The sequence below is a fragment of the Sphingomonas sp. Mn802worker genome, assembly GCF_000382485.1.
Lineage (GTDB): Bacteria > Pseudomonadota > Alphaproteobacteria > Sphingomonadales > Sphingomonadaceae > Sphingomonas.
Window position 1 is genome coordinate 74,624 of the sequence record NZ_AORY01000011.1, and the last position, 18,779, is coordinate 93,402.

The window sequence follows — 18,779 nt, forward strand, 5'->3', positions numbered from 1 at the left end:
CGGCTTCACTCCGCCGCTTCCTTGAACTCCTCGAACTCGACCGCCGCCAGGAACCGCTCGGCGTCGAGCGCCGCCATGCAGCCGGTGCCGGCCGCGGTCACCGCCTGCCGGTACGACTTGTCCATGACGTCGCCGCACGCGAACACGCCCGCCACGCTCGTCTTGGTGGTGCCGGTCTCGACCGCGATATAACCATCGTCGTCGAGCGCCAGATGGCCGCGGAACAGCTCGGTCGCCGGATGGTGCCCGATCGCGACGAAGCCGCCGTCGACCGGGATGCGCGAATGCTCACCGGTCTGCGTGTCCTCGAGCTCCAGCGCGACCAGCCCCGCATTGCCGCCGCCGTCGACGAACTCGCGCACTTCCTGATTCCACAGCACCTTGATCGACGGATGCGCATGCAACCGCTCCTGCAGGATGCGCTCGGCGCGGAGCGAGTCGCGGCGATGGATCAGCGTCACGTCGTCGCTGTGATTAGTCAGGTACAACGCTTCCTCGACCGCGGTATTGCCACCGCCGATCACCGCCACCTTCTTGCCGCGGTAAAAGAAGCCGTCGCACGTCGCGCACGCGCTGACGCCCTTGCCCTTCATCGCGTCCTCGCTGTCGAGCCCTAGCCATTTCGCCTGCGCGCCGGTCGCGATCACCAGCACCTCGCCCTCGTACACGTCGCCGCCATCGCCAATCAGACGGAACGGTCGTGTCGACAGGTCGACGTGTATAATCGTGTCCCACATCATTCGCGTGCCGACATGCTCGGCCTGTTTCTGCATCTGCTCCATCAGCCACGGACCCTGGATCACGTCAGCGAAGCCGGGATAATTCTCGACGTCGGTGGTGGTGGTCAGCTGGCCGCCGGGCTGGATGCCCTGCACCACGATCGGCTTCATGCCGGCGCGGGCGGCGTAGATGGCGGCGGTCAGCCCGGCGGGGCCCGAGCCGAGCACGAGCATGCGAGTCGAATGTGTCGTCATGGGTCGCGATGTAGGACGCGAGGAGGGCAATGGAAACTATCGGCCGCGACAGCTTCGTTGCGCCCTCGCCCAAGTCCTGCTTTGGTCGCGCGCATGACCGATTTCACCTTCCTGCTCCAGCCCGACCGCGGCCAGCCCGCACGCGATATCCACGTCGTCCACCCCGACCGGTACGAGGCGTGGGCGGCCGAGCAGGGAGCGCGCGTACGCGCAGCGCTTGCGGCCAATCGCGTCACCGGCAAGCTGGGCAACCGCGCGGTGCTGCCTGGCGACAATGCGGATGACTGGTCGATGCTGTTGGTGTGCAACGAGCCGCTCGACTCGCCGTGGCGCATCGCGTCGCTGGGCGACGGCCTGCCCGAGGGCACCTACCGTCTCGCCGGCAACGCGCCGGTCGGTGCAGCCGCGCTCGGCTGGCTGCTCGCGCAGCATCGCTTCACGCGGTACCGCAAGGGCGAGCCGGTACCGCACCGCGTCCTGCTGACCGACGACCATGCCGGGATCGAGCAGACCGTGCGCCTCGCGCGCGCGACCGCGTACCTTCGCGACCTGGTCGATACCGGCGCGAGCGACATGGGCCCGGCCGAGTTGCAGGCAGAGGCCGCTGCCCTCGCCGACCGCCATTCGGCGACGCTCGCGGTCACCACCGGTGACGCGCTCAAGACCGGCTATCCGATGATCCACGCGGTCGGGCGCGCCGCCGCCGAGCACCGTGCACCCCGGCTGATCGAACTCGAATGGGGCGACGCCAGCCACCCGCGGGTCGCGATCGTCGGCAAGGGCGTGTGCTTCGATTCGGGCGGGCTCGACATCAAGCCCGCCGCGGGCATGCGGTTGATGAAGAAGGACATGGGCGGGGCCGCGCACGCGCTGGCGCTCGCCAGCCTCGTCATGCAGGCGGGGCTGCAGGTGCGGCTCCACCTGCTGATCCCGGCGGTAGAGAATGCGATCTCCGCCGACGCCTTTCGTCCCGGCGACGTGCTGGCGACGCGCAAGGGCGTGAGCGTGGAGAACACCAACACCGACGCGGAAGGCCGCCTGATCCTCGCCGACGCGTTGACCAAGGCGGGCGAAAGCGACCCTGCGCTCATCATCGACTTTGCGACGCTGACCGGCGCGGCCCGCGTCGCGCTCGGTCCCGACCTGCCCGCCACGTTCGTCAACGACGACGCGCTCGCTGCTGATCTGTTCGCCGCCGCCGACGCGGTAAAGGATCCGCTCTGGCGGCTGCCCTTGTGGGACGGGTACGACGATATGCTGCGGTCTGATGTCGCCGATATGGTCAACGCGCCCGACGGCGGGTTCGCAGGCGCGGTCACGGCAGCCTTGTTCCTGCGCCGCTTCGTCACCGCCGACACGCCCTGGGCGCACCTCGACACCTTCGCGTGGCGTCCGGCGGCGAAGCCGGGGCGTCCCAAGGGCGGCGAGGCATACGGCCTGCGCGCCGCATTCGAGCTGCTGCGCCGCCGCTACCCCGCCTGAGGCTTCACGCTTTATGGATTATCGGGCCGCGGCGATTACGGGCACGAACTTCGCTGCGGTCAGGCTGGCACCGCCGACCAGTGCGCCGTCGACATCCGCGACATGGAGCAGCTCACGCGCATTGTCGGGCGTGACAGACCCGCCGTAGAGGATGCGCAGCCGATCGGCCTCGCCGCCGATCAGTTCGCGCAGCTTCGCGCGGATCGCGCCGTGCATTGCGGCGACATCGTCCGCGGTCGGCGTCCGTCCGGTGCCGATCGCCCAGACTGGCTCATAGGCGATGGAGCACCAGTCGCCGCTCGCGCCATCAGGCAACGAGCCCGCAATCTGCGCGGTCACGACCGCCTCGGCATGGCCCGCCTCGCGCTCGTCGAGCGTTTCACCGACGCAGACGATCGCATGCAGGCCGTGCCGGTGCAGCGCTTCCGCCTTTGCTTTTACGTCCGCGTCCGTCTCACCCTGATCTGCGCGCCGCTCCGAATGGCCGACGATCGAGAAGCGCGCGCCCGCTTCCTTGACCATCGCGGCGGAGATGCAGCCGGTATGGGCGCCGTGATCGGCGGCATGGACATCCTCGGCGCCGATCGACAGCGCGGGCGCACGCTCGGCAGCAGGTGCGATCAGCGTCGCGGGCAGCGCGACCGCGACATCGACGCCGGGGCGTGTCGCCGCCGCTTGCGCGATCGCATCAAGCTCCGTCAGGGCCGCGCGGCTGCCGTTCATCTTCCAGTTTCCCGCCACCAGTTTGCGCCGCGCCATGCCACTCTCCCCACGATCATGCCCGTATGTCGTCGTGCGATAGCCGCGGACGCGCCGCTGCGCCAAGTCCTGCCGCGTCTAGCTACATGATGCCGCACGCCATTGCCTCAAGTCGGAGCGGTGCCTAAAGCCGCCGGGTTTCTTGGTCCACGGCTCTCGGGTACATGCTCAGCTTCTTTCGCCGCATCGTGAATTCAAAGGCCGGCGTCTTCATCACGCTCGCGCTGCTCGGCATCATCGCGCTGTCGTTCGCGGCGGGCGACGTGACCGGTCTGTCGTCGGGCGGCGGCGGTCTCCTCGGCAGCTCGGTCGAGACGGTCGGGAATGCCGGCATCACCGCGGCGGATGTGCGCAAGCGCGCGCAGGACGAAGTTCGCTACGCGCAGACGCAGCAGCCCGGCTTCGACATGGCGCAGCTGGTTCAGCTGGGCGGGGTCGAGTCGATCATCGAGCGGCTGGCGAATGCGATCGGGCTTGACAAGTTCGGCCATGACCAGGGTCTGCGCGTCAGCCGCGCGCTGGTCGGCAGCGAAATCAAGAGCATCCCCGCCTTCCTCGGCCCGACGGGCCAGTTCGACCAGCAGACCTATGAGCGGCTGATCGCGCAGCGCGGGTTGAACGACGCGCAGGTGCAGGAGGAATTCCGCCGCAGCATCATGACGCAGTTCCTCGTCACCCCGACGGTCGGCGCGAGCCAGGTGTCGGAAAAGCTGGCGCTGCCTTATGCATCGCTGCTGCTCGAACGCCGTGAGGGACAGATCGCGCTGATCCCCGCCGCCGGCGTCCCCGCCGGTCCCGCACCGACCGACGCAGAGGTGCAGAAATTCTACGCCGGCCACTTGCCGCGCTACACCGTGCCGGAGCGCCGCGTGGTGCGCTACGCCGTGGTCACGCCCGACAGTGTCAAGGCGCAGGCGACGCCGACCGATGCCGAGATCCAGCAGGCGTATAACGGCAACCGCGCCGCCTATCAGCCGCGCGAGCAGCGCAGCGTCAGCGTCGTCACCGTGCTGGACCAGAAGGCCGCCGACGCGCTTGCGGCCAAGGTAAAGGCGGGCGCTGCGCTCGGCGTCGCTGCCCGCGCATCGGGGCTCGAACCGCGCACGATCGAGAAGGTCGAAAAATCCGCGCTCGCCACGCAGACCTCGGCCGCGGTCGCCGATGCCCTGTTCGCGGCACAGAAAGGCGCGGTCGTCGGCCCGATCAAGGGCTCGATCGGCTTCGTCGTCGCGCAGGTCGACGGCATCACGCAGGTCGCGGGCCGCTCGCTTGCGCAAGCGCGCGACGAGATCGTGCAGACGCTGACGCGCAGCAAGACGACGGATGCCCTGTCGAAGATGCAGAACAAGATCGACGACGCGCTATCCGACAACGCGAACATCAACGAAGTCGCGTCGGATCAGAAGCTGACCGTCTCGGCGACCAAGCCGCTGCTCGCCTCTGGCATCGACCCCGATGATGCGGCGACCAAGCCTGATGCGCGGCTAGCACCGATCATGCAGGCAGGCTTCGCGGCTGAGGAAGGCGACACGCCGACGATCGTCGCGCTCGGCACCGATGGCGGTTTCGCGGTCGTGGCGCTCGACCGCGTCGTCCGTGCCGCCCCGCGCCCGCTCGCGCAGGTACGCGCGCAGGTGGTCAAGGACGTGATCGCGGAGCGGCAGCGCAACGCAGCCAAGCAGATCGCGGCGCAGGCGCTCGCCAAGCTCGACAAGGGGGCAGCGCTCGCCACCGTGCTTTCGCAGACCGGCGCACGTGGTCCCGCGCCGCAGCGCATCGACACGACGCGCGCGCAACTGAACGCCGACCGCCGCGGCGTCGACCCGACGCTCGCGCTGCTGTTCTCGATGAAGCAGGGTAGCGCCAAGATGCTCGCCGCCCCCAACAACCTCGGCTGGCTGCTGGTCAAGCTCGACCGCGTGACGCCGGGCGACGCGAAGACCAAGCCCGGCGTGATCGCGGCGACGCGCGCCGATCTCGGCCGCGTGATCGGGCAGGAATATGCGCAGCAATTCACCCGCGCCGCGGTTGAGACGATCGGGATCAAGCGGAAGCCTGATGCGATCGCCGAGCTGAAGCGCGAGCTGGCGGGTCAGGGTGGCAACCAGTAATCCGGGCGACAGGGCCGACGCATCGATCGACCCGCGCGCCGAACTCGCCGCGGCTCGTCCCGCGCTCGTCTGGCGGCGCCGGATCGCCGACACCGAGACGCCGGTCGCCGCCGCGCTCAAGCTGATCGAGCCGGGTCGCGGCGACTTCCTGCTCGAATCGGTCGAGGGCGGCGCGGTGCGCGGGCGCTACAGCCTGCTCGGGCTGGCCCCCGATCTCGTGTTTCGTGCGCAAGGCCAGCGTGCCGAGATCAACGCGCGCTGGCTGGACGACCGAGACGCGTTTTCGCCCTGCACCGAGCCGACGCTGCCCGCACTCCGCGCGCTCGTCGCGTCGTGCCGGATGAAGGTCGCGCCCGAGCTGCCGCGCGCACTCGCCTGCCTCGTCGGCTATTTCGGCTATGAGACGATCGGGCTGGTCGAGCAACTGGCGACGCCCATCGCCGACCCGCTCGGCGTACCCGACTTGATGTTCGTGCGGCCGACGACGATCCTGGTGTTCGACCGCCTCGCCGACGCGCTCTACCTGGTCGCACCGGTCTGGCCCGATCAGGCGCAGACACCGGAGGCGCTGATCGCCGCCGCTGAGGATCGTCTCGACGCTGTCGAGGCGCGCTTGGCGCACGCCGCCTTGCCGCCGCGGGTGCGTGCCGAGACGAGCGACCTCATCCTCACCCCGACGCTGCCCGCTGGCCGCTATGCCGAGATGGTCGCGGCGGCGCAGGACTACATTCACGCCGGCGATATCTTCCAGGTCGTGCTGGCACAGCGCTTCACAGCGCCGTTCGCCCTGCCCGCGTTCGAGCTCTATCGCGCGCTCCGGCGGATCAACCCGTCGCCGTTCCTCTACCACCTCGATCTGCCCGGCTTCTCGCTGACGGGGTCGAGCCCGGAGATCCTGGTCCGCGCGCGCGATGGCGAGGTGACGATCCGCCCGATCGCCGGCACGCGCCCGCGTGGGCGCACCGCAGCCGAAGACGCCGCCAATCGCGCCTCCCTGCTCGACGACCCGAAGGAACGCGCCGAGCATCTGATGCTGCTCGACCTTGGCCGGAACGACGTCGGCCGCGTCGCGCAGGCGGGCAGCGTCACCGTCACCGACAGCTACACCGTCGAATTCTACAGCCACGTCATGCACATCGTCTCGAACGTGGTGGGCCGGCTCGATCCAGCGCACGACGGCGTCGATGCGCTGCTTGCAGGGTTTCCCGCGGGCACCGTCAGCGGCGCGCCCAAGGTACGTGCGTGCCAGATCATCGCCGAACTGGAGCCCGAGAAGCGCGGCGCCTACGCTGGGGGGGTCGGCTACTTCTCGCCCGACGGCAGCATGGATTCGTGCATCGTGCTGCGCACCGCGCTGGTGAAGGACGGCGTGATGCACGTACAGGCCGGTGCGGGCATCGTTGCCGACAGCAATCCGGCCTACGAACAGCGCGAGTGCGAGGCGAAGTCCGGCGCGCTCCTGGCTGCCGCGCGCGAAGCGATCAGGCAGGCGGGCGAGGCAGGGTTCGGGCAGTAGCTGCCTGACCTGCCCGGATGCTTATCGCGGCGCGGCGCCCGGCATCATCGCATCATTCTTCTCCGCCGCCTTTTTGTCCGCGGCATAGGCACGCGCCCACATCTGCGAGCACCCCGACTGGCCGCCGGTGCCGACGGGCGAGCAGGTGTCGGGCAGACCACCCGCCACGCGACCTACCTCATCGGCGACCGCGGTGCGATTGGCCCAGCTCTGGTTCTGCGCCGCCGGCTCAGCGGTGTTCCGCAACTGCTTGGGGATGCGATATTGCTCGTCGGGATTGATCCGGCTGCACACCACGACCTCGTCCCCTTGCGCGGCCGGGCATTTGTCGTTGCCGGTCAGTTGCACGTTGCGGATGCGGCTCGGCGCGCGACCGGTTTCCGCCTGTGCCTGCGCGGTCGAGCTAACCTGACCGGATTGTGCCAGCGCGGCGGAGGGCAGCAGGACGAGGGAAACGGCGGATAGAAGACGCAGCATGCGAAGGGCTCCTTGGGTGCTGCTACAAACGCCCGCCACCCTGAATATCTCCTTACGCCCGGACCACGATCGTGTGTCGCGACGATTTCCGCGGCGTAACGCGGTTTCAACACGTTGCGCCTGCCCGCGCATCGGCTATGGCGGCGGGCATGATCCTGGTGATCGACAATTACGACAGCTTTACCTGGAACCTGGTCCATTACCTGATGGAGCTGGGCGCGCCGGTGCGGGTGGTGCGCAACGACGCGCTGTCCGCCGCCGAGGCGCTGGCGAGCGACGCGACCGCGTTCCTGATCTCGCCCGGTCCATGCACACCGAACGAAGCGGGCGTGAGCCTCGATCTCGTCGCCGCCTGCGCAGACGCGCGTCGCCCGCTGTTGGGGGTATGCCTCGGACATCAGGCGATCGGCCAGCATTTCGGCGGCACGGTGCGGCGCGGCGGATTGATGCACGGCAAGACCTGCCCGGTGGAACATGACAGGACCGGCGTGTTCGCCGACCTGCCCTCGCCTTTCACCGCGACACGCTACCATTCACTGATCGTCACCGACGTGCCCGATAGCCTGATCGTCAACGCGACCGCCGAGGATGCATCGGTGATGGGGCTGCGCCACCGCGAACTGCCGATCCACGGTGTGCAATTCCACCCCGAGAGCATCGCGACCGAGCACGGCCACGCGCTGCTCGCCAATTTCCTGCGCATCGCCGGCCTGCCCGTATCGGCGCACGCGTGACCAGCTTCGCGCAATTGCCCGATCCCGGCTCGCCCTTGAGCCGGCAGAGCGCGAGCCAAGCGTTCGCCGACATCCTCGACGGCCGTGCGAGCGAGGAGGCGATTGCCGAATTCCTTGTCGCGCTGTCGATCCGCGGCGAGACCAGCCTCGAGATCGCGGAAGCGGCGCGCGCACTGCGCGAGCGGCTGATCCCGATCACCGCACCCGCCGACGCGATCGACGTGTGCGGCACCGGCGGCGACGGGCAGCACACGTTGAATGTCTCGACCGCGGTCAGCCTCGTGGTCGCGAGCTGCGGCGTGCCGGTCGCCAAGCACGGCAATCGTGCCGCCTCGTCAAAGGCGGGCGCCGCCGACACACTCGAAGCGCTCGGGCTCGACATGGACCGTGCCGGCGCGCAGGCGGAGGGGACGCTCACCGACCTCGGCATCTGCTTCCTGTTTGCGGCGAACCATCACCCCGCGATGAAGCGGATCACGCCGATCCGCCGCCGCATCGGGCGTCGGACAATCTTCAACCTGATGGGTCCGCTCGCCAACCCCGCGCACGTCACCCGCCAGCTGATCGGCATCGCGCGGCCCGATTACGCGCCGGTTTACGCCGAGGCACTGGCGCAACTGGGCAGTGAGGGCGCACTCGTCGTTTCGGGCGAGGAAGGGCTCGATGAGATTTCGGGCGCGGGCGCGACCGTGGTGGTCAGCATCGGCGATGTCGCTTTGCCCGAGCGGATCGTGCCCGAGGACGCCGGCGTTCCGCGTCATCCGACCAGCGCGATCCGTGGCGGCGACGCGGCCTACAACGCGGTCGCGTTGCGCCAATTGCTGCTGGGCGAGCACGGACCCTATCGCGACGCGGTGCTGCTCAATGCTGCCGCCGCCTTAGTGCTATCGGGTACGCAGACCGCCCTGCCTGATGCTGCCGCGCACGCCGCGGAGGCGCTCGACCGCGGTGATGCCAACGCATTGCTCGACCGCTGGATCGCCTACGCATGACCATCCTCGATCAGATCATCGCCACCAAGCGTGAGGAGGTCGCCGCGCGCAAGGCCGCCGTGACCCGCGCCGAACTCGACGCGCGGATCGCCGCACAGTCGCCGCCGCGTGGTTTTCGCGCCGCGCTCGACCGCAGTGTCGCCGAAGGCCGCCACGCGCTAATCGCAGAGATCAAGAAGGCGAGCCCATCGAAGGGTTTGATCCGCGCCGACTTCGATCCGCCGGCGTACGCCCGCGCCTATGCGGCGGGCGGGGCGACCTGCCTGTCGGTGCTGACCGACGAGCGGTACTTCCAGGGCTCAGATGCCTTCCTTCAGGCAGCGCGTGCGGCTTGCGACCTCCCGGTGATCCGCAAGGATTTCACGGTCGACCCGTTTCAGGCGATCGAAGCGCGCGCGCTCGGCGCCGACGCGATCCTGCTGATCGTCGCCGCGATCGACGACGAGGCGCTTGCCGAGTGCGAGGCCGCCGCGATCGAGGTCGGGCTCGACGTGCTGGTCGAGGTGCACGACGCGGGCGAGATGGAGCGCGCCGCGCGCCTCACCTCGCGGCTGATCGGCGTCAACAACCGCGACCTGCGCGATTTCACCGTCGACTATCGCCGCACCTACGACCTCGTCGCCCACGCACCCGCCGGCTGCACCTTCGTCGCCGAAAGCGGCCTGACGACACGCGCCGACCTTGATGCGATGGCGGATCACGGCATCGGCTGCTTCCTGATCGGCGAGGCATTGATGCGGCAGCCTGACGTTGAGGCAGCAACGCGCGCGCTGGTCGGATGAGCCAACTTACGCACCTCGACGCGGACGGCGCGGCGCACATGGTCGATGTCGGTGACAAGGCGGTCACCCGACGCGAGGCCACCGCCACCGGGCAGATCGTCATGTCGGCGGAGGCGGTCGCGGCGATCCGGGAAGGCGCGGTCAAGAAAGGCGACGTACTCGCCGTCGCGCGCGTCGCCGGGATCATGGCCGCAAAGCGCACCAGCGACCTCGTGCCCTTGTGCCATCCGCTGCCGATCACGCGCGTCTCGCTCGACCTTGATGTCGGCACTGAGGGCGTCAACGCCACCGCGACTGTGCGCACCGACGGCAAAACGGGGGTCGAGATGGAAGCGCTGACCGCCGTGTCGGTCGCGCTGCTGACCGTCTACGACATGGCAAAGGCGATCGACAAGGCGATGACATTGCAGGACATTCAGGTCGTCGCCAAAAGCGGCGGCCGCTCCGGCGACTGGCAGCGTTGAACGACTTTGGCGATCCGCCTGTCGTGCCGTGGCGTACGGCCGCGCGTGAGACGTTGATCGCCGATCGCTGGCTGACGCTCCACGCCGATCGTTGCGTGACCGCCGATGGCGCGGAGATCGCGCCTTATTACGTCACCGATTATCCCGACTGGGTGTTGATCGTTGCGATGGATGGCGACGACAATCTGCTGATGATCGAGCAGTATCGGCATGCGCGCGGGCTCGTGTCGCTCGAACTGCCGGGCGGCGGAGTCGATGCAAGCGACGCCGATCTGCTTACGGCTTCGCAGCGCGAACTGCTGGAGGAAACCGGCTGTGTCGCCGATGAGTGGGAGGTGGTTGCCTCGCTTAGCCCCAATCCGGCGATCCACAGCAATCGCTGTCACGCGATGCTGGCGCGCGGAACCCGCTGCATCGCCGCGCCGCATGACGAACCAAGCGAGCGCGTCTGTCGCCGCTGGATGCCCGTTGTCGAGGTCGTCCGTCGCGCAATGGCGGGCGAGGTGCAGCAGGCGGTCCACGTCGCCGCTTTGGCGATCGTGCTCGGCCGCATGAACCGCTGGAGCGCCGCATGAGCCTGCTGCCGATCGCCGAAGCGCAGGCGCGCGTCCTGGCACTCGGCACCCCTGCCACGCACGAGGAGATCGCGCTGCACGATGCGCTCGGACGCTGGGCGGTCGAGCCGATGGTGGCAAGGCGCACCCAGCCGGCGCGCGATCTGTCGGCGATGGACGGCTATGCGATCCGCTTCGCCGACATGCCCGGACCCTGGCGTGTCATCGGCGAAAGCGCGGCGGGCAAGACCTTCGACGGCAGCGTCGCTACGGGCGAGGCAGTACGCATCTTCACCGGTGCGGCGATGCCTGATGGTGCCGATACCGTGCTGGTGCAGGAGGAGGCCGCGCGCGACGGCGATCGCCTGACGCTTGCGGGAGAAGGCCCACCCCATGCGATGCGCAACGTCCGCCGTCGTGGGCTCGACTTCAATGCAGGCGACGTGCTGGTCGACGCCGGCGAGCGGCTGACCCCGGCCCGGCTGGCGGTCTGTGCCACCGGCGGCGTCGCGCGGGTGCGGGTCGCGCGCCCGATCCGTGTGGCGCTCGCCGCGACCGGCGACGAACTGGTCGAGCCGGGCGACGATGCAGCGCCCGACGCTCTCCCTGAGTCGAACCGGTTGCTGCTGCGCTCGCTGCTGGCCGATCTGCCTGTCCACTTCGTTGACCTCGGCATCCTGCCCGATCGGCTCGACGTGTTGACCGCGGCGTTTGCGCAGGTGGAGGCGGACGTGCTCGTCACAACCGGCGGCGCCTCGGTCGGCGACCATGATCTCGTCCGTCCGGCCTTGGCAGGCGCAGGCTTCTCGCTCGACTTCTGGCGGATCGCGCTACGCCCTGGCAAGCCGATGCTCGCGGGCCGACGCGGTGCCACCGCTGTTGTCGGTCTGCCCGGCAACCCCGTCTCCGCGTTCGTCACCGCCATGCTGTTCGTCCGGCCGCTTGTTGCGCATCTTTCCGTTGCCGCCGATCCGTTTCCGCGCACCACCAGCGCCATCCTGGGAGAGCCGTTGGCGGCCAACAACGGTCGCACCGACTATCTGCGCGCCGAGTTGCGTGACGGACGGGTCTACGCCTCGACGATCCAGGACAGCTCGATGTTGCGCACGCTGGCGCGATCGACCTGCCTCGTCGTACGACCGCCGCACGCCCCGGCCGCCAGCAGCGGCGACTCGGCAGAAATCCTGATGATCGCCTAAGCGCCTCGCTTGACGGAACATTCGTTGTTCCATAAAGGTTCTTCATCTGTTCACCAAAGGAGCCGCGCGATGCTTACCCGCAAACAGCATGAGCTGATTTGCTTCATCGAAGATCGGCTGATCGAAACCGGAGTGTCGCCCTCGTTCGAGGAGATGAAGGCAGCGCTCGATCTCAAGTCGAAGTCAGGCGTGCATCGCCTCATCAGCGCGCTGGAGGAACGCGGTTACATCCGGCGTCTGCCCAACCGTGCACGCGCGCTCGAAATCCTGCGTGTGCCCGAGCGCGCCGATGCGGACGGCACGCCGCGACCCGCGCCGCGCGACCTGCCGCAGCCGGCAAACGACGTGGTCGAGATTCCGCTTCACGGCCGGATCGCCGCGGGCGTACCGATCGAGGCGTTCGAGGGTTCGACCAGCCTGCCCGTTCCTGCGGCGCTGCTTGGTGCGGGTGAGCATTACGCGCTTGAGGTGTCGGGCGATTCGATGGTTGAGGCCGGTATCCTCGACGGCGATTATGCGCTGATCCGCAAGCAGGAGGTTGCGCGCGACGGCGAAATCGTGGTCGCATTGATCGACGAGAGCGAGGCGACGCTCAAATACTTCCGTCACGAAGGCGCGATGGTCCGGCTTGATCCCGCCAATCGCGCCTATGATCCGCAGCGTTACGCTCCCGCGCAGGTACGCGTTCAGGGTAAGCTCGCGGGAATTCTGCGCCGCTACGCCTGATCCATGGGTGTGCGTCGCCAGGTGCGCGCACCGTTGTCACCGTGCCGGTGGCGAAGGTTACCGCCACGCCGCCGGTTCGTCGCAGGCTGGCGCGATCAAGCGTCAGCCATCGCGCGCGACAACGCCGGGGTACGCGGCGCTCGCTCACGACGATGTCGACGCGGCGGCATAGATCGATGAACTCGCCAGCCGGGACCAGGTAGCCGCTGCGGGTCGCAAGCAAGGTGGTGCGGCGATCGCCCGCCATGTGGCTGGCCCAGCACAGATCCTGATTGCAACGCGCCTCGCGCGTCTCCGACAAGGCCGCCATCTCGCCGTCGAGACCTGCATTCTCCGCCAGCGTGTCACGCGTATAGTCGCCCGCGCGCTCACGCAGCAGCGCCAATCCTCCGTAGCTTCCACGCCACGCCAGATGACGACCGTCGCCGGTGACAATCAGGTCGGGTGCGGGCGTCAAAAGCGTCCAGCAGCCGCCGACGATGACGGGCAGCAATCCCGCCCATCTGACACGCGTGCGCCAAAGCGCGATCCACAAGCTGCCGGCGATCATCAACGCGAATGCACCGCGCGGCATCGCCGGCAGCGCCGCGACCGATCCCGGCGCAGCTGCAACGACATGCGCGATCCACAACAGCAATCGCAGCCCCTGTCCGGCCATCCACCACATCGGTGCGCCCAATCCGATTGCGTCGAGCAGCAGCGCAATCGCCTCGACCGGCATGACCACGAAGGTCGTCAGGGGAATGGCGACGATGTTGGCGACCGCACCGTACACGCCCGCCTTGTGGAAGTGGAACACTGCGATCGGCATGAGCGCCAGTTCGACCAGCAAGCCGGTGACGAGAAGCGACACGCCCTCGCGGACGCCGCGTCGCCACCACGCCTCTTCGCGCGCCAGAAATAGGTCGCGGACGCGTGGATGCTCGTGCAGCGCGACGATCGCAGTGACGGCCGCGAAGGATAGCTGGAAGCTCGCACTCGCCACCGCCTGCGGCCATGCGATCAGTACGACGAGCGCGCCGGCCGCGACCAGCCGGAGCGTCACCGCCTCGCGCCCCAGCGCCAATGCCGCCAGCACCATCAAGGCGGCGACACAGCTGCGGATCGTCGGCACCTCCGCACCCGTCAACCATGTATAGCCGATCGCCGCCGCCGCCCCCGCCGCGCCGGCCAGCAGCGGCACGCGTCCGGTAAGCGCGAGTGCAGGCGACAAGGCGAGCAGCCGCAACGCCAGCGCCATGACGATCCCAACCGCGGCGGTGATGTGCAGCCCGCTGACCGACAGCAGGTGCGCAAGCCCCGCCCGGCGCATCGCCTCCGCATCGTCATCGCTGATCGCACCGGTGTCACCGGTCGCCAGTGCCGCGGCGATCCCGCCCGCGCTGCCGGGCAGTTGCGCCTCGATATGGCGTGTCAGCCGGGCGCGCACGCCTTCCTGATCGGACGCGGCGCGCGCCGTCACCGCAATATCGAGCGCGCGTCCGGTCGCGCCCAGTCCATCGAACCAGGCGACCCGCGCGAAGTCATAGGCGCCGGGCACCGCGGGAGGTGCCGGCGGCATCAGTCGCGCCCGCACCCGCACAATGCTGCCTGGGACTAGGCCGGCTGGCATATGATCGTCCGCCACGTTGACGCGCACTCGGCGCGGCATGTCCGCACGTGCCGTGCCGTCCCATGCGCGCACGCCGAGCCACAGCCGGGTCAGGTCGCGCGCGGGCTGTGGCTGCACGCGCGTAACCCGCGCGGTCAACACGACGATCGCGGGCCGCGCGAGCACCGGTGCGCGCGCCGCCTCCGCGCGCCACCAGATCGACGCGAGCCCGCTGGCGAAAGCGAGCGCCGCCACCGCGATCACCATCCCGCCCCGCCCGCCGCGTGCCCCCGCCAGCGCGAGCCCCGCGATGCCAAGCGCACACAGCAGCGCCGCAGACCAGCCGTGCGCGTCGGGCAGCACGAACCACGCCGCCACACCAGCGCCGAGCATGACCGGCAACCACAGCATTAACTGGTGTCGCTCGGCCTCCAGCCAGCGCTCCCACGCGCCCGTACAGCCCGCGATTTGAAGCAGGCGCTGCGCTTTGCTAGGGGCGGTCGCGGCTGGACTGGCCATCACATTCCTCGCAGACTGGGAGCAAGCGCGCTTGAGCGCAACCACCAACTCCGACGCCCCCGCGGCACGCGCCGACGCGAACCCGAGCACGCCGAAGGTCGTCACCCGGTTCGCGCCGTCGCCGACCGGTTTCCTCCACTTGGGGGGCGCGCGCACCGCGCTGTTCAACCTGCTCTACGCGCGCCACCACGGCGGCACGTTCCGGTTGCGGATCGAGGATACCGACCGCGCGCGCTCGACCGAGCCTGCGATTGCCGCCATCCTGAACGGGATGCGCTGGCTCGGGCTCGATTGGGATGGCGATGAGGTCTTCCAGTTCGCGCGCGCCGACCGCCACGCCGCCGTCGCGCAAACGATGGTCGAGCACGGTCACGCCTATCGCTGCTACATGACCCAGGGTGAGATCGACGCGATGCGCGCCGAGGCACAGGCGGCGAAGAAGCCGCTGCGTATCCGCTCGCCCTGGCGCGACCGCAGCGACGGTCCTGCAGACCAGCCGTTCGTGGTCCGGCTGAAGGCGCCGACCGAGGGCGCGGTCACTATCCACGATCAGGTGCAGGGTGCGGTGACCGTCCAGAATGCCGAGCTCGACGACATGGTCCTGCTCCGCTCCGACGGCACGCCGACCTACATGCTCGCGGTCGTCGTCGACGATCACGACATGGGTGTGACGCACGTCATCCGCGGCGACGATCACCTCAACAACGCCTTCCGCCAGCTGCCGATCTACCGTGCGATGGACGCGATCGAGGGTGGCTGGCCAGACCCGGTCTATGCGCACATCCCGCTGATTCATGGCTCGGACGGCGCCAAGCTATCGAAACGTCACGGCGCGGTCGGGATCGAGGCCTACCGCGACGAACTCGGCATCCTGCCCGAGGCGCTCGACAACTACCTGCTCCGCCTCGGCTGGGGTCACGGCGACGACGAGATCATCGCGCGCGACGACGCGATCCGCTGGTTCGACCTCTCGGGTGTCGGCAAGAGCCCGTCGCGTTTCGACCTCAAGAAGCTCGAGAACCTCAACGGTCATTACATCCGCACTGCCGACGATGCTCGCCTCGCCGGATTGGTCGCCGACAAGCTTGGCTTTGCGGACGAGGACACGCGATGCGAGACGCTCGTCGCCGCGATGCCCGCGCTCAAGCCCCGTGCGGCGAACATCAACGAGCTGGTCGATGGCGCCGCGTTCCTGTTTGCCCAGCGCCCGCTTGCCATCGACGATGCTGCGGCCCCGCTGGTCGGCGGCGACGCGCCGGCGCTGCTCGCCCGGCTCCACGCAGCGCTTGACGCAGTGCACAACTGGGATACGGAGACCGCAGAGGCCGCGGTGCGGCAGGTCGCCGAAGACGCGGGCGTGAAGCTCGGACAGGTGGCCCAGCCGCTTCGCGTCGCACTAACCGGACGCAAGACGTCGCCGGGCATCTTCGACGTACTCGTCCTTTTAGGACGCGAGGAAAGCCTGGCGCGGATCGCGGATCATACACCCGGCAACGCATAAGCCCTTGGGCCTGACAGGAGACGATCATGACCGACACAGCCACCTTCGATCTGGCGGGCAAGAACTTCGACTATCCCGTGCTCTCGGGATCGGTCGGCCCCGACGTGGTCGACATTCGCAAGCTTTATGGCCAGACCGGTGCCTTCACCTACGATCCGGGCTTCACCTCGACCGCGTCGTGCCGCTCCGAGATCACCTATATCGACGGTGACGAAGGCGTGCTGCTTCACCGGGGCTACCCGATCGGCGAACTGGCCGAGAAGTCGAGCTTCATGGAGGTCGCCTATCTGCTGCTGAACGGCGAACTGCCGTCGGCGGACGAGCTGTCGGGCTTCAACCACACGATCAGCCGCCACACGATGGTGCACGAGCAGCTGGCGACCTTCTTCCGGGGTTTCCGCCGCGATGCGCACCCGATGGCCATCATGTGCGGCGTCGTCGGCGCGCTGTCGGCCTTCTATCACGATTCGACCGACATCCACGATCCGCAGCAGCGCATGATCGCATCGCACCGCCTTATCGCGAAGATTCCGACGATCGCGGCGATGGCGTACAAGTATTCGGTGGGTCAGCCGTTCCTCTACCCCGACAATTCGCTGTCCTACACCGGCAACTTCCTGCGCATGACCTTCGGCGTGCCGGCGGAAGCCTATGAGGTGAACCCGGCGATCGAGCGGGCGATGGATCGCATCTTCATCCTACACGCCGACCACGAGCAGAACGCGTCGACCTCTACCGTCCGTCTCGCCGGCTCATCGGGCGCGAACCCGTTCGCGTGCATGGCGGCGGGCATCGCCTGCCTGTGGGGTCCGGCGCACGGCGGCGCGAACGAGGCCGCGCTCAACATGCTGCACGAAATCGGTACGCCCGATCGCATCCCCGAGTTCATCGCGCGCGCGAAGGACAAGAACGATCCGTTCCGCCTGATGGGCTTCGGCCACCGCGTGTACAAGAACTACGACCCGCGCGCGACCGTGATGCAGAAGACCGTGCGTGAGGTGTTTGAGACGCTGAACGTCTCCGATCCCGTGTTCGAGACCGCGCTGAAGCTGGAAGAGATCGCGCTCAACGATCCGTATTTTATCGAAAAGAAGCTGTTCCCGAACGTCGACTTCTACTCGGGCGTGATCCTGTCTGCGATCGGGTTCCCGACCAGCATGTTCACCGTGTTGTTCGCACTTGCGCGCACGGTCGGCTGGGTCGCGCAGTGGAACGAGATGATCACCGACCCCGACCAGAAGATCGGCCGCCCGCGCCAGCTTTACACCGGCCCGACGCAGCGCAGCTACGTCCCCGCCGGCGAGCGCTAAACGCGTGCAGCGGCTCCGGCCGGCTCTCCTCGGCCTGGGTGTGCTCTGCACGCTCATGGGCGTGCTATGGATCGGCCAGGGCCGCGGCCTGATCCACTGGCCCGCGTCGAGCTTCATGCTCGACCAGCGCGTCTGGGCCGACTACGGTGCAGCACTGGCGGTGGCGGGGTTGCTGATGGTCCTGCTGGCGCGGCGCTTGCGGCGATGACGTTGGTCGAGATCGCTCGCAGGACGCCTTTGCTGACCTATTCACGATCCTGCCACTTCGTTGCCCTTGTGTTGTCCCTGCTCAGGCAGAACAGTTCGCGCCCGAGCTGTTAAATGGGAGCGTTCGACGGAAAGGTCGTGCTCGTCATTGGTGGAACGCGTGGCATCGGCGCGGCCATCAGTCGCAGGATGGTGGCCGATGGTGCCTGCTTAGGCATTATCTATCGAAGCCGTGTCGGTGACGCGGAAGGTCTTGCCGACGAGCTGCGCAGCCAAGGTAAGACAGTTGTCTTGATCCAAGCTGACGTAAGCAACGTCGCCGCGCTGAATCGCGCGATGGACGAGATTATAGACGCGCTCGGCCGGCTGGACGTTCTTGTGAGCGTAGCCGGAACAGCGATCGTCGGGCCGCTGGAAAGCTATGCTGATGACGCGTTCGATCAGATTTTGGCGGTGAACGTACGCGCGCCATTCTTTGCTGCAAAGAAGGCCGCCTTAGTAATGACGAACGGCGGTCGGATCATCATCCTTGGCAGCATTGTCGCCGATAGGATGCCGGGAGCAGGCGGAACCCTGTATTTCGCGAGCAAGGCGGCTCTTGGCGGTATGATCCGCGGGCTGGCGCGCGATTTAGGATCACGGGCAATAACGGCAAACCTTGTCCAGCCGGGTCCTATCGACACGGAACGCAATCCAGCCAATGGCCCGGATGCGTCAATCAATCGGAGCCCGTTGGCCATTCCCCGGCACGGCACAACTGAAGAGGTAGCGGGGCTGGTCGCCTACATTGCATCCCCCGAAGCTGGCTTTGTCACCGGAGCCACATATAATATCGACGGCGGTTGGAGCGCGTAGCGGAATGTTCGACTGACAGGCGTAAC

17 protein-coding genes and 1 pseudogene are annotated in these 18,779 nt (G+C 68.1%); 14 read left to right on the forward strand and 4 right to left on the reverse strand.

The features are described from left to right. Positions 1–5: 5 nt before the first annotated feature. On the reverse strand, positions 6–974 hold the full coding sequence (gene trxB / locus SMN802W_RS0109035; RefSeq protein ID WP_026325937.1) for a thioredoxin-disulfide reductase: 969 nt from the start codon (positions 972–974) through the stop codon (positions 6–8). A 93-nt stretch (positions 975–1,067) separates the two neighbouring features. On the opposite strand from trxB, the gene SMN802W_RS0109040 reads away from it, so the two are divergent. Then, the gene (locus tag SMN802W_RS0109040) at positions 1,068–2,456 is read left to right on the forward strand and encodes a leucyl aminopeptidase family protein (RefSeq protein WP_026325938.1); all 1,389 of its coding nucleotides are present in this window, start codon (positions 1,068–1,070) and stop codon (positions 2,454–2,456) included. An 18-nt stretch (positions 2,457–2,474) separates the two neighbouring features. On the opposite strand, the gene tpiA is transcribed toward SMN802W_RS0109040, so the two are convergent. Next, positions 2,475–3,215 carry a triose-phosphate isomerase gene (tpiA, locus tag SMN802W_RS0109045; RefSeq protein ID WP_019516585.1) on the reverse strand — a complete coding sequence of 247 codons (741 nt, stop codon included), beginning with the start codon at positions 3,213–3,215 and terminating at the stop codon, positions 2,475–2,477. 164 nt (positions 3,216–3,379) lie between these two features. Here tpiA and SMN802W_RS0109050 point away from each other — a divergent pair, with 164 nt between their 5' ends. Together SMN802W_RS0109050 and SMN802W_RS0109055 are read left to right on the forward strand one after the other, a co-directional pair. Beyond that, complete coding sequence (locus SMN802W_RS0109050) at positions 3,380–5,326, forward strand: peptidyl-prolyl cis-trans isomerase (RefSeq protein ID WP_019516586.1); 1,947 nt, start codon at positions 3,380–3,382, stop codon at positions 5,324–5,326. Continuing rightward, positions 5,313–6,842, forward strand: a complete 1,530-nt coding sequence (locus SMN802W_RS0109055) for an anthranilate synthase component I (RefSeq protein ID WP_019516587.1) — start codon at positions 5,313–5,315, stop codon at positions 6,840–6,842. The genes SMN802W_RS0109050 and SMN802W_RS0109055 overlap by 14 nt, the downstream gene beginning before the upstream one ends. Before the next feature lie 21 nt (positions 6,843–6,863). Here the strand turns inward: SMN802W_RS0109055 and SMN802W_RS0109060 are convergent, their stop codons facing one another. Then, complete coding sequence (locus SMN802W_RS0109060) at positions 6,864–7,319, reverse strand: hypothetical protein (protein ID WP_019516588.1); 456 nt, start codon at positions 7,317–7,319, stop codon at positions 6,864–6,866. 149 nt (positions 7,320–7,468) lie between these two features. Here SMN802W_RS0109060 and SMN802W_RS0109065 point away from each other — a divergent pair, with 149 nt between their 5' ends. From SMN802W_RS0109065 to lexA, 7 genes are all read left to right on the forward strand, one after another. Continuing rightward, complete coding sequence (locus SMN802W_RS0109065; RefSeq protein WP_026325939.1) at positions 7,469–8,053, forward strand: anthranilate synthase component II; 585 nt, start codon at positions 7,469–7,471, stop codon at positions 8,051–8,053. Continuing rightward, positions 8,050–9,045, forward strand: a complete 996-nt coding sequence (gene trpD / locus SMN802W_RS0109070) for an anthranilate phosphoribosyltransferase (protein WP_019516590.1) — start codon at positions 8,050–8,052, stop codon at positions 9,043–9,045. Before SMN802W_RS0109065 ends, trpD begins: the two co-directional genes overlap by 4 nt. Then, a complete protein-coding gene (gene trpC / locus SMN802W_RS0109075) occupies positions 9,042–9,827 on the forward strand; it encodes an indole-3-glycerol phosphate synthase TrpC (protein WP_019516591.1) in 786 nt (261 codons plus the stop codon). Before trpD ends, trpC begins: the two co-directional genes overlap by 4 nt. Continuing rightward, positions 9,824–10,291 (forward strand): cyclic pyranopterin monophosphate synthase MoaC, encoded by a 468-nt coding sequence (gene moaC / locus SMN802W_RS0109080; protein WP_019516592.1) that lies wholly within the window; start codon positions 9,824–9,826, stop codon positions 10,289–10,291. Before trpC ends, moaC begins: the two co-directional genes overlap by 4 nt. 23 nt (positions 10,292–10,314) lie before the next feature. Continuing rightward, complete coding sequence (locus SMN802W_RS0109085; RefSeq protein ID WP_019516593.1) at positions 10,315–10,866, forward strand: NUDIX hydrolase; 552 nt, start codon at positions 10,315–10,317, stop codon at positions 10,864–10,866. Next, positions 10,863–12,044, forward strand: coding sequence for a molybdopterin molybdotransferase MoeA (locus tag SMN802W_RS0109090; RefSeq protein WP_019516594.1), 1,182 nt, complete (start codon positions 10,863–10,865; stop codon positions 12,042–12,044). The genes SMN802W_RS0109085 and SMN802W_RS0109090 overlap by 4 nt, the downstream gene beginning before the upstream one ends. Positions 12,045–12,113: 69 nt before the next feature. Further along, positions 12,114–12,770: a transcriptional repressor LexA gene (gene lexA, locus SMN802W_RS0109095; RefSeq protein ID WP_019516595.1), complete on the forward strand. Its 657-nt coding sequence runs from the start codon at positions 12,114–12,116 to the stop codon at positions 12,768–12,770. 568 nt (positions 12,771–13,338) lie between these two features. On the opposite strand, the pseudogene SMN802W_RS16785 reads toward lexA, so the two are convergent. Then, a pseudogene (locus SMN802W_RS16785) lies at positions 13,339–14,880 on the reverse strand (ComEC/Rec2 family competence protein); the annotation flags it as partial. A gap of 31 nt (positions 14,881–14,911) precedes the next feature. Here SMN802W_RS16785 and gltX point away from each other — a divergent pair. The 4 genes from gltX to SMN802W_RS0109125 all read left to right on the forward strand — a co-directional run bounded on the left by gltX (position 14,912) and on the right by SMN802W_RS0109125 (position 18,753). Next, the gene (gltX, locus tag SMN802W_RS0109110; protein ID WP_019516597.1) at positions 14,912–16,381 is read left to right on the forward strand and encodes a glutamate--tRNA ligase; all 1,470 of its coding nucleotides are present in this window, start codon (positions 14,912–14,914) and stop codon (positions 16,379–16,381) included. Between the two features lie 26 nt (positions 16,382–16,407). After that, the gene (locus SMN802W_RS0109115) at positions 16,408–17,691 is read left to right on the forward strand and encodes a citrate synthase (protein WP_019516598.1); all 1,284 of its coding nucleotides are present in this window, start codon (positions 16,408–16,410) and stop codon (positions 17,689–17,691) included. Between the two features lie 61 nt (positions 17,692–17,752). Further along, positions 17,753–17,899 (forward strand): hypothetical protein, encoded by a 147-nt coding sequence (locus SMN802W_RS0109120; protein ID WP_193378584.1) that lies wholly within the window; start codon positions 17,753–17,755, stop codon positions 17,897–17,899. A gap of 113 nt (positions 17,900–18,012) precedes the next feature. Continuing rightward, positions 18,013–18,753 carry an SDR family oxidoreductase gene (locus SMN802W_RS0109125; protein WP_019516600.1) on the forward strand — a complete coding sequence of 247 codons (741 nt, stop codon included), beginning with the start codon at positions 18,013–18,015 and terminating at the stop codon, positions 18,751–18,753. Positions 18,754–18,779 lie beyond the last annotated feature (26 nt).

Excerpts from the sequence above, each read along its gene's own strand:
- trxB (WP_026325937.1), bottom strand. The coding sequence starts at position 974 with ATGACGACACATTCGACTCGCATGCTCGTGCTCGGCTCGGGCCCCGCC.
- SMN802W_RS0109040 (WP_026325938.1), top strand. The coding sequence starts at position 1,068 with ATGACCGATTTCACCTTCCTGCTCCAGCCCGACCGCGGCCAGCCCGCA.
- tpiA (WP_019516585.1), bottom strand. The coding sequence starts at position 3,215 with ATGGCGCGGCGCAAACTGGTGGCGGGAAACTGGAAGATGAACGGCAGC.
- SMN802W_RS0109050 (WP_019516586.1), top strand. The coding sequence starts at position 3,380 with ATGCTCAGCTTCTTTCGCCGCATCGTGAATTCAAAGGCCGGCGTCTTC.
- SMN802W_RS0109060 (WP_019516588.1), bottom strand. The coding sequence starts at position 7,319 with ATGCTGCGTCTTCTATCCGCCGTTTCCCTCGTCCTGCTGCCCTCCGCC.
- SMN802W_RS0109065 (WP_026325939.1), top strand. The coding sequence starts at position 7,469 with ATGATCCTGGTGATCGACAATTACGACAGCTTTACCTGGAACCTGGTC.
- trpC (WP_019516591.1), top strand. The coding sequence starts at position 9,042 with ATGACCATCCTCGATCAGATCATCGCCACCAAGCGTGAGGAGGTCGCC.
- moaC (WP_019516592.1), top strand. The coding sequence starts at position 9,824 with ATGAGCCAACTTACGCACCTCGACGCGGACGGCGCGGCGCACATGGTC.
- SMN802W_RS0109090 (WP_019516594.1), top strand. The coding sequence starts at position 10,863 with ATGAGCCTGCTGCCGATCGCCGAAGCGCAGGCGCGCGTCCTGGCACTC.
- lexA (WP_019516595.1), top strand. The coding sequence starts at position 12,114 with ATGCTTACCCGCAAACAGCATGAGCTGATTTGCTTCATCGAAGATCGG.
- SMN802W_RS0109115 (WP_019516598.1), top strand. The coding sequence starts at position 16,408 with ATGACCGACACAGCCACCTTCGATCTGGCGGGCAAGAACTTCGACTAT.
- SMN802W_RS0109125 (WP_019516600.1), top strand. The coding sequence starts at position 18,013 with ATGGGAGCGTTCGACGGAAAGGTCGTGCTCGTCATTGGTGGAACGCGT.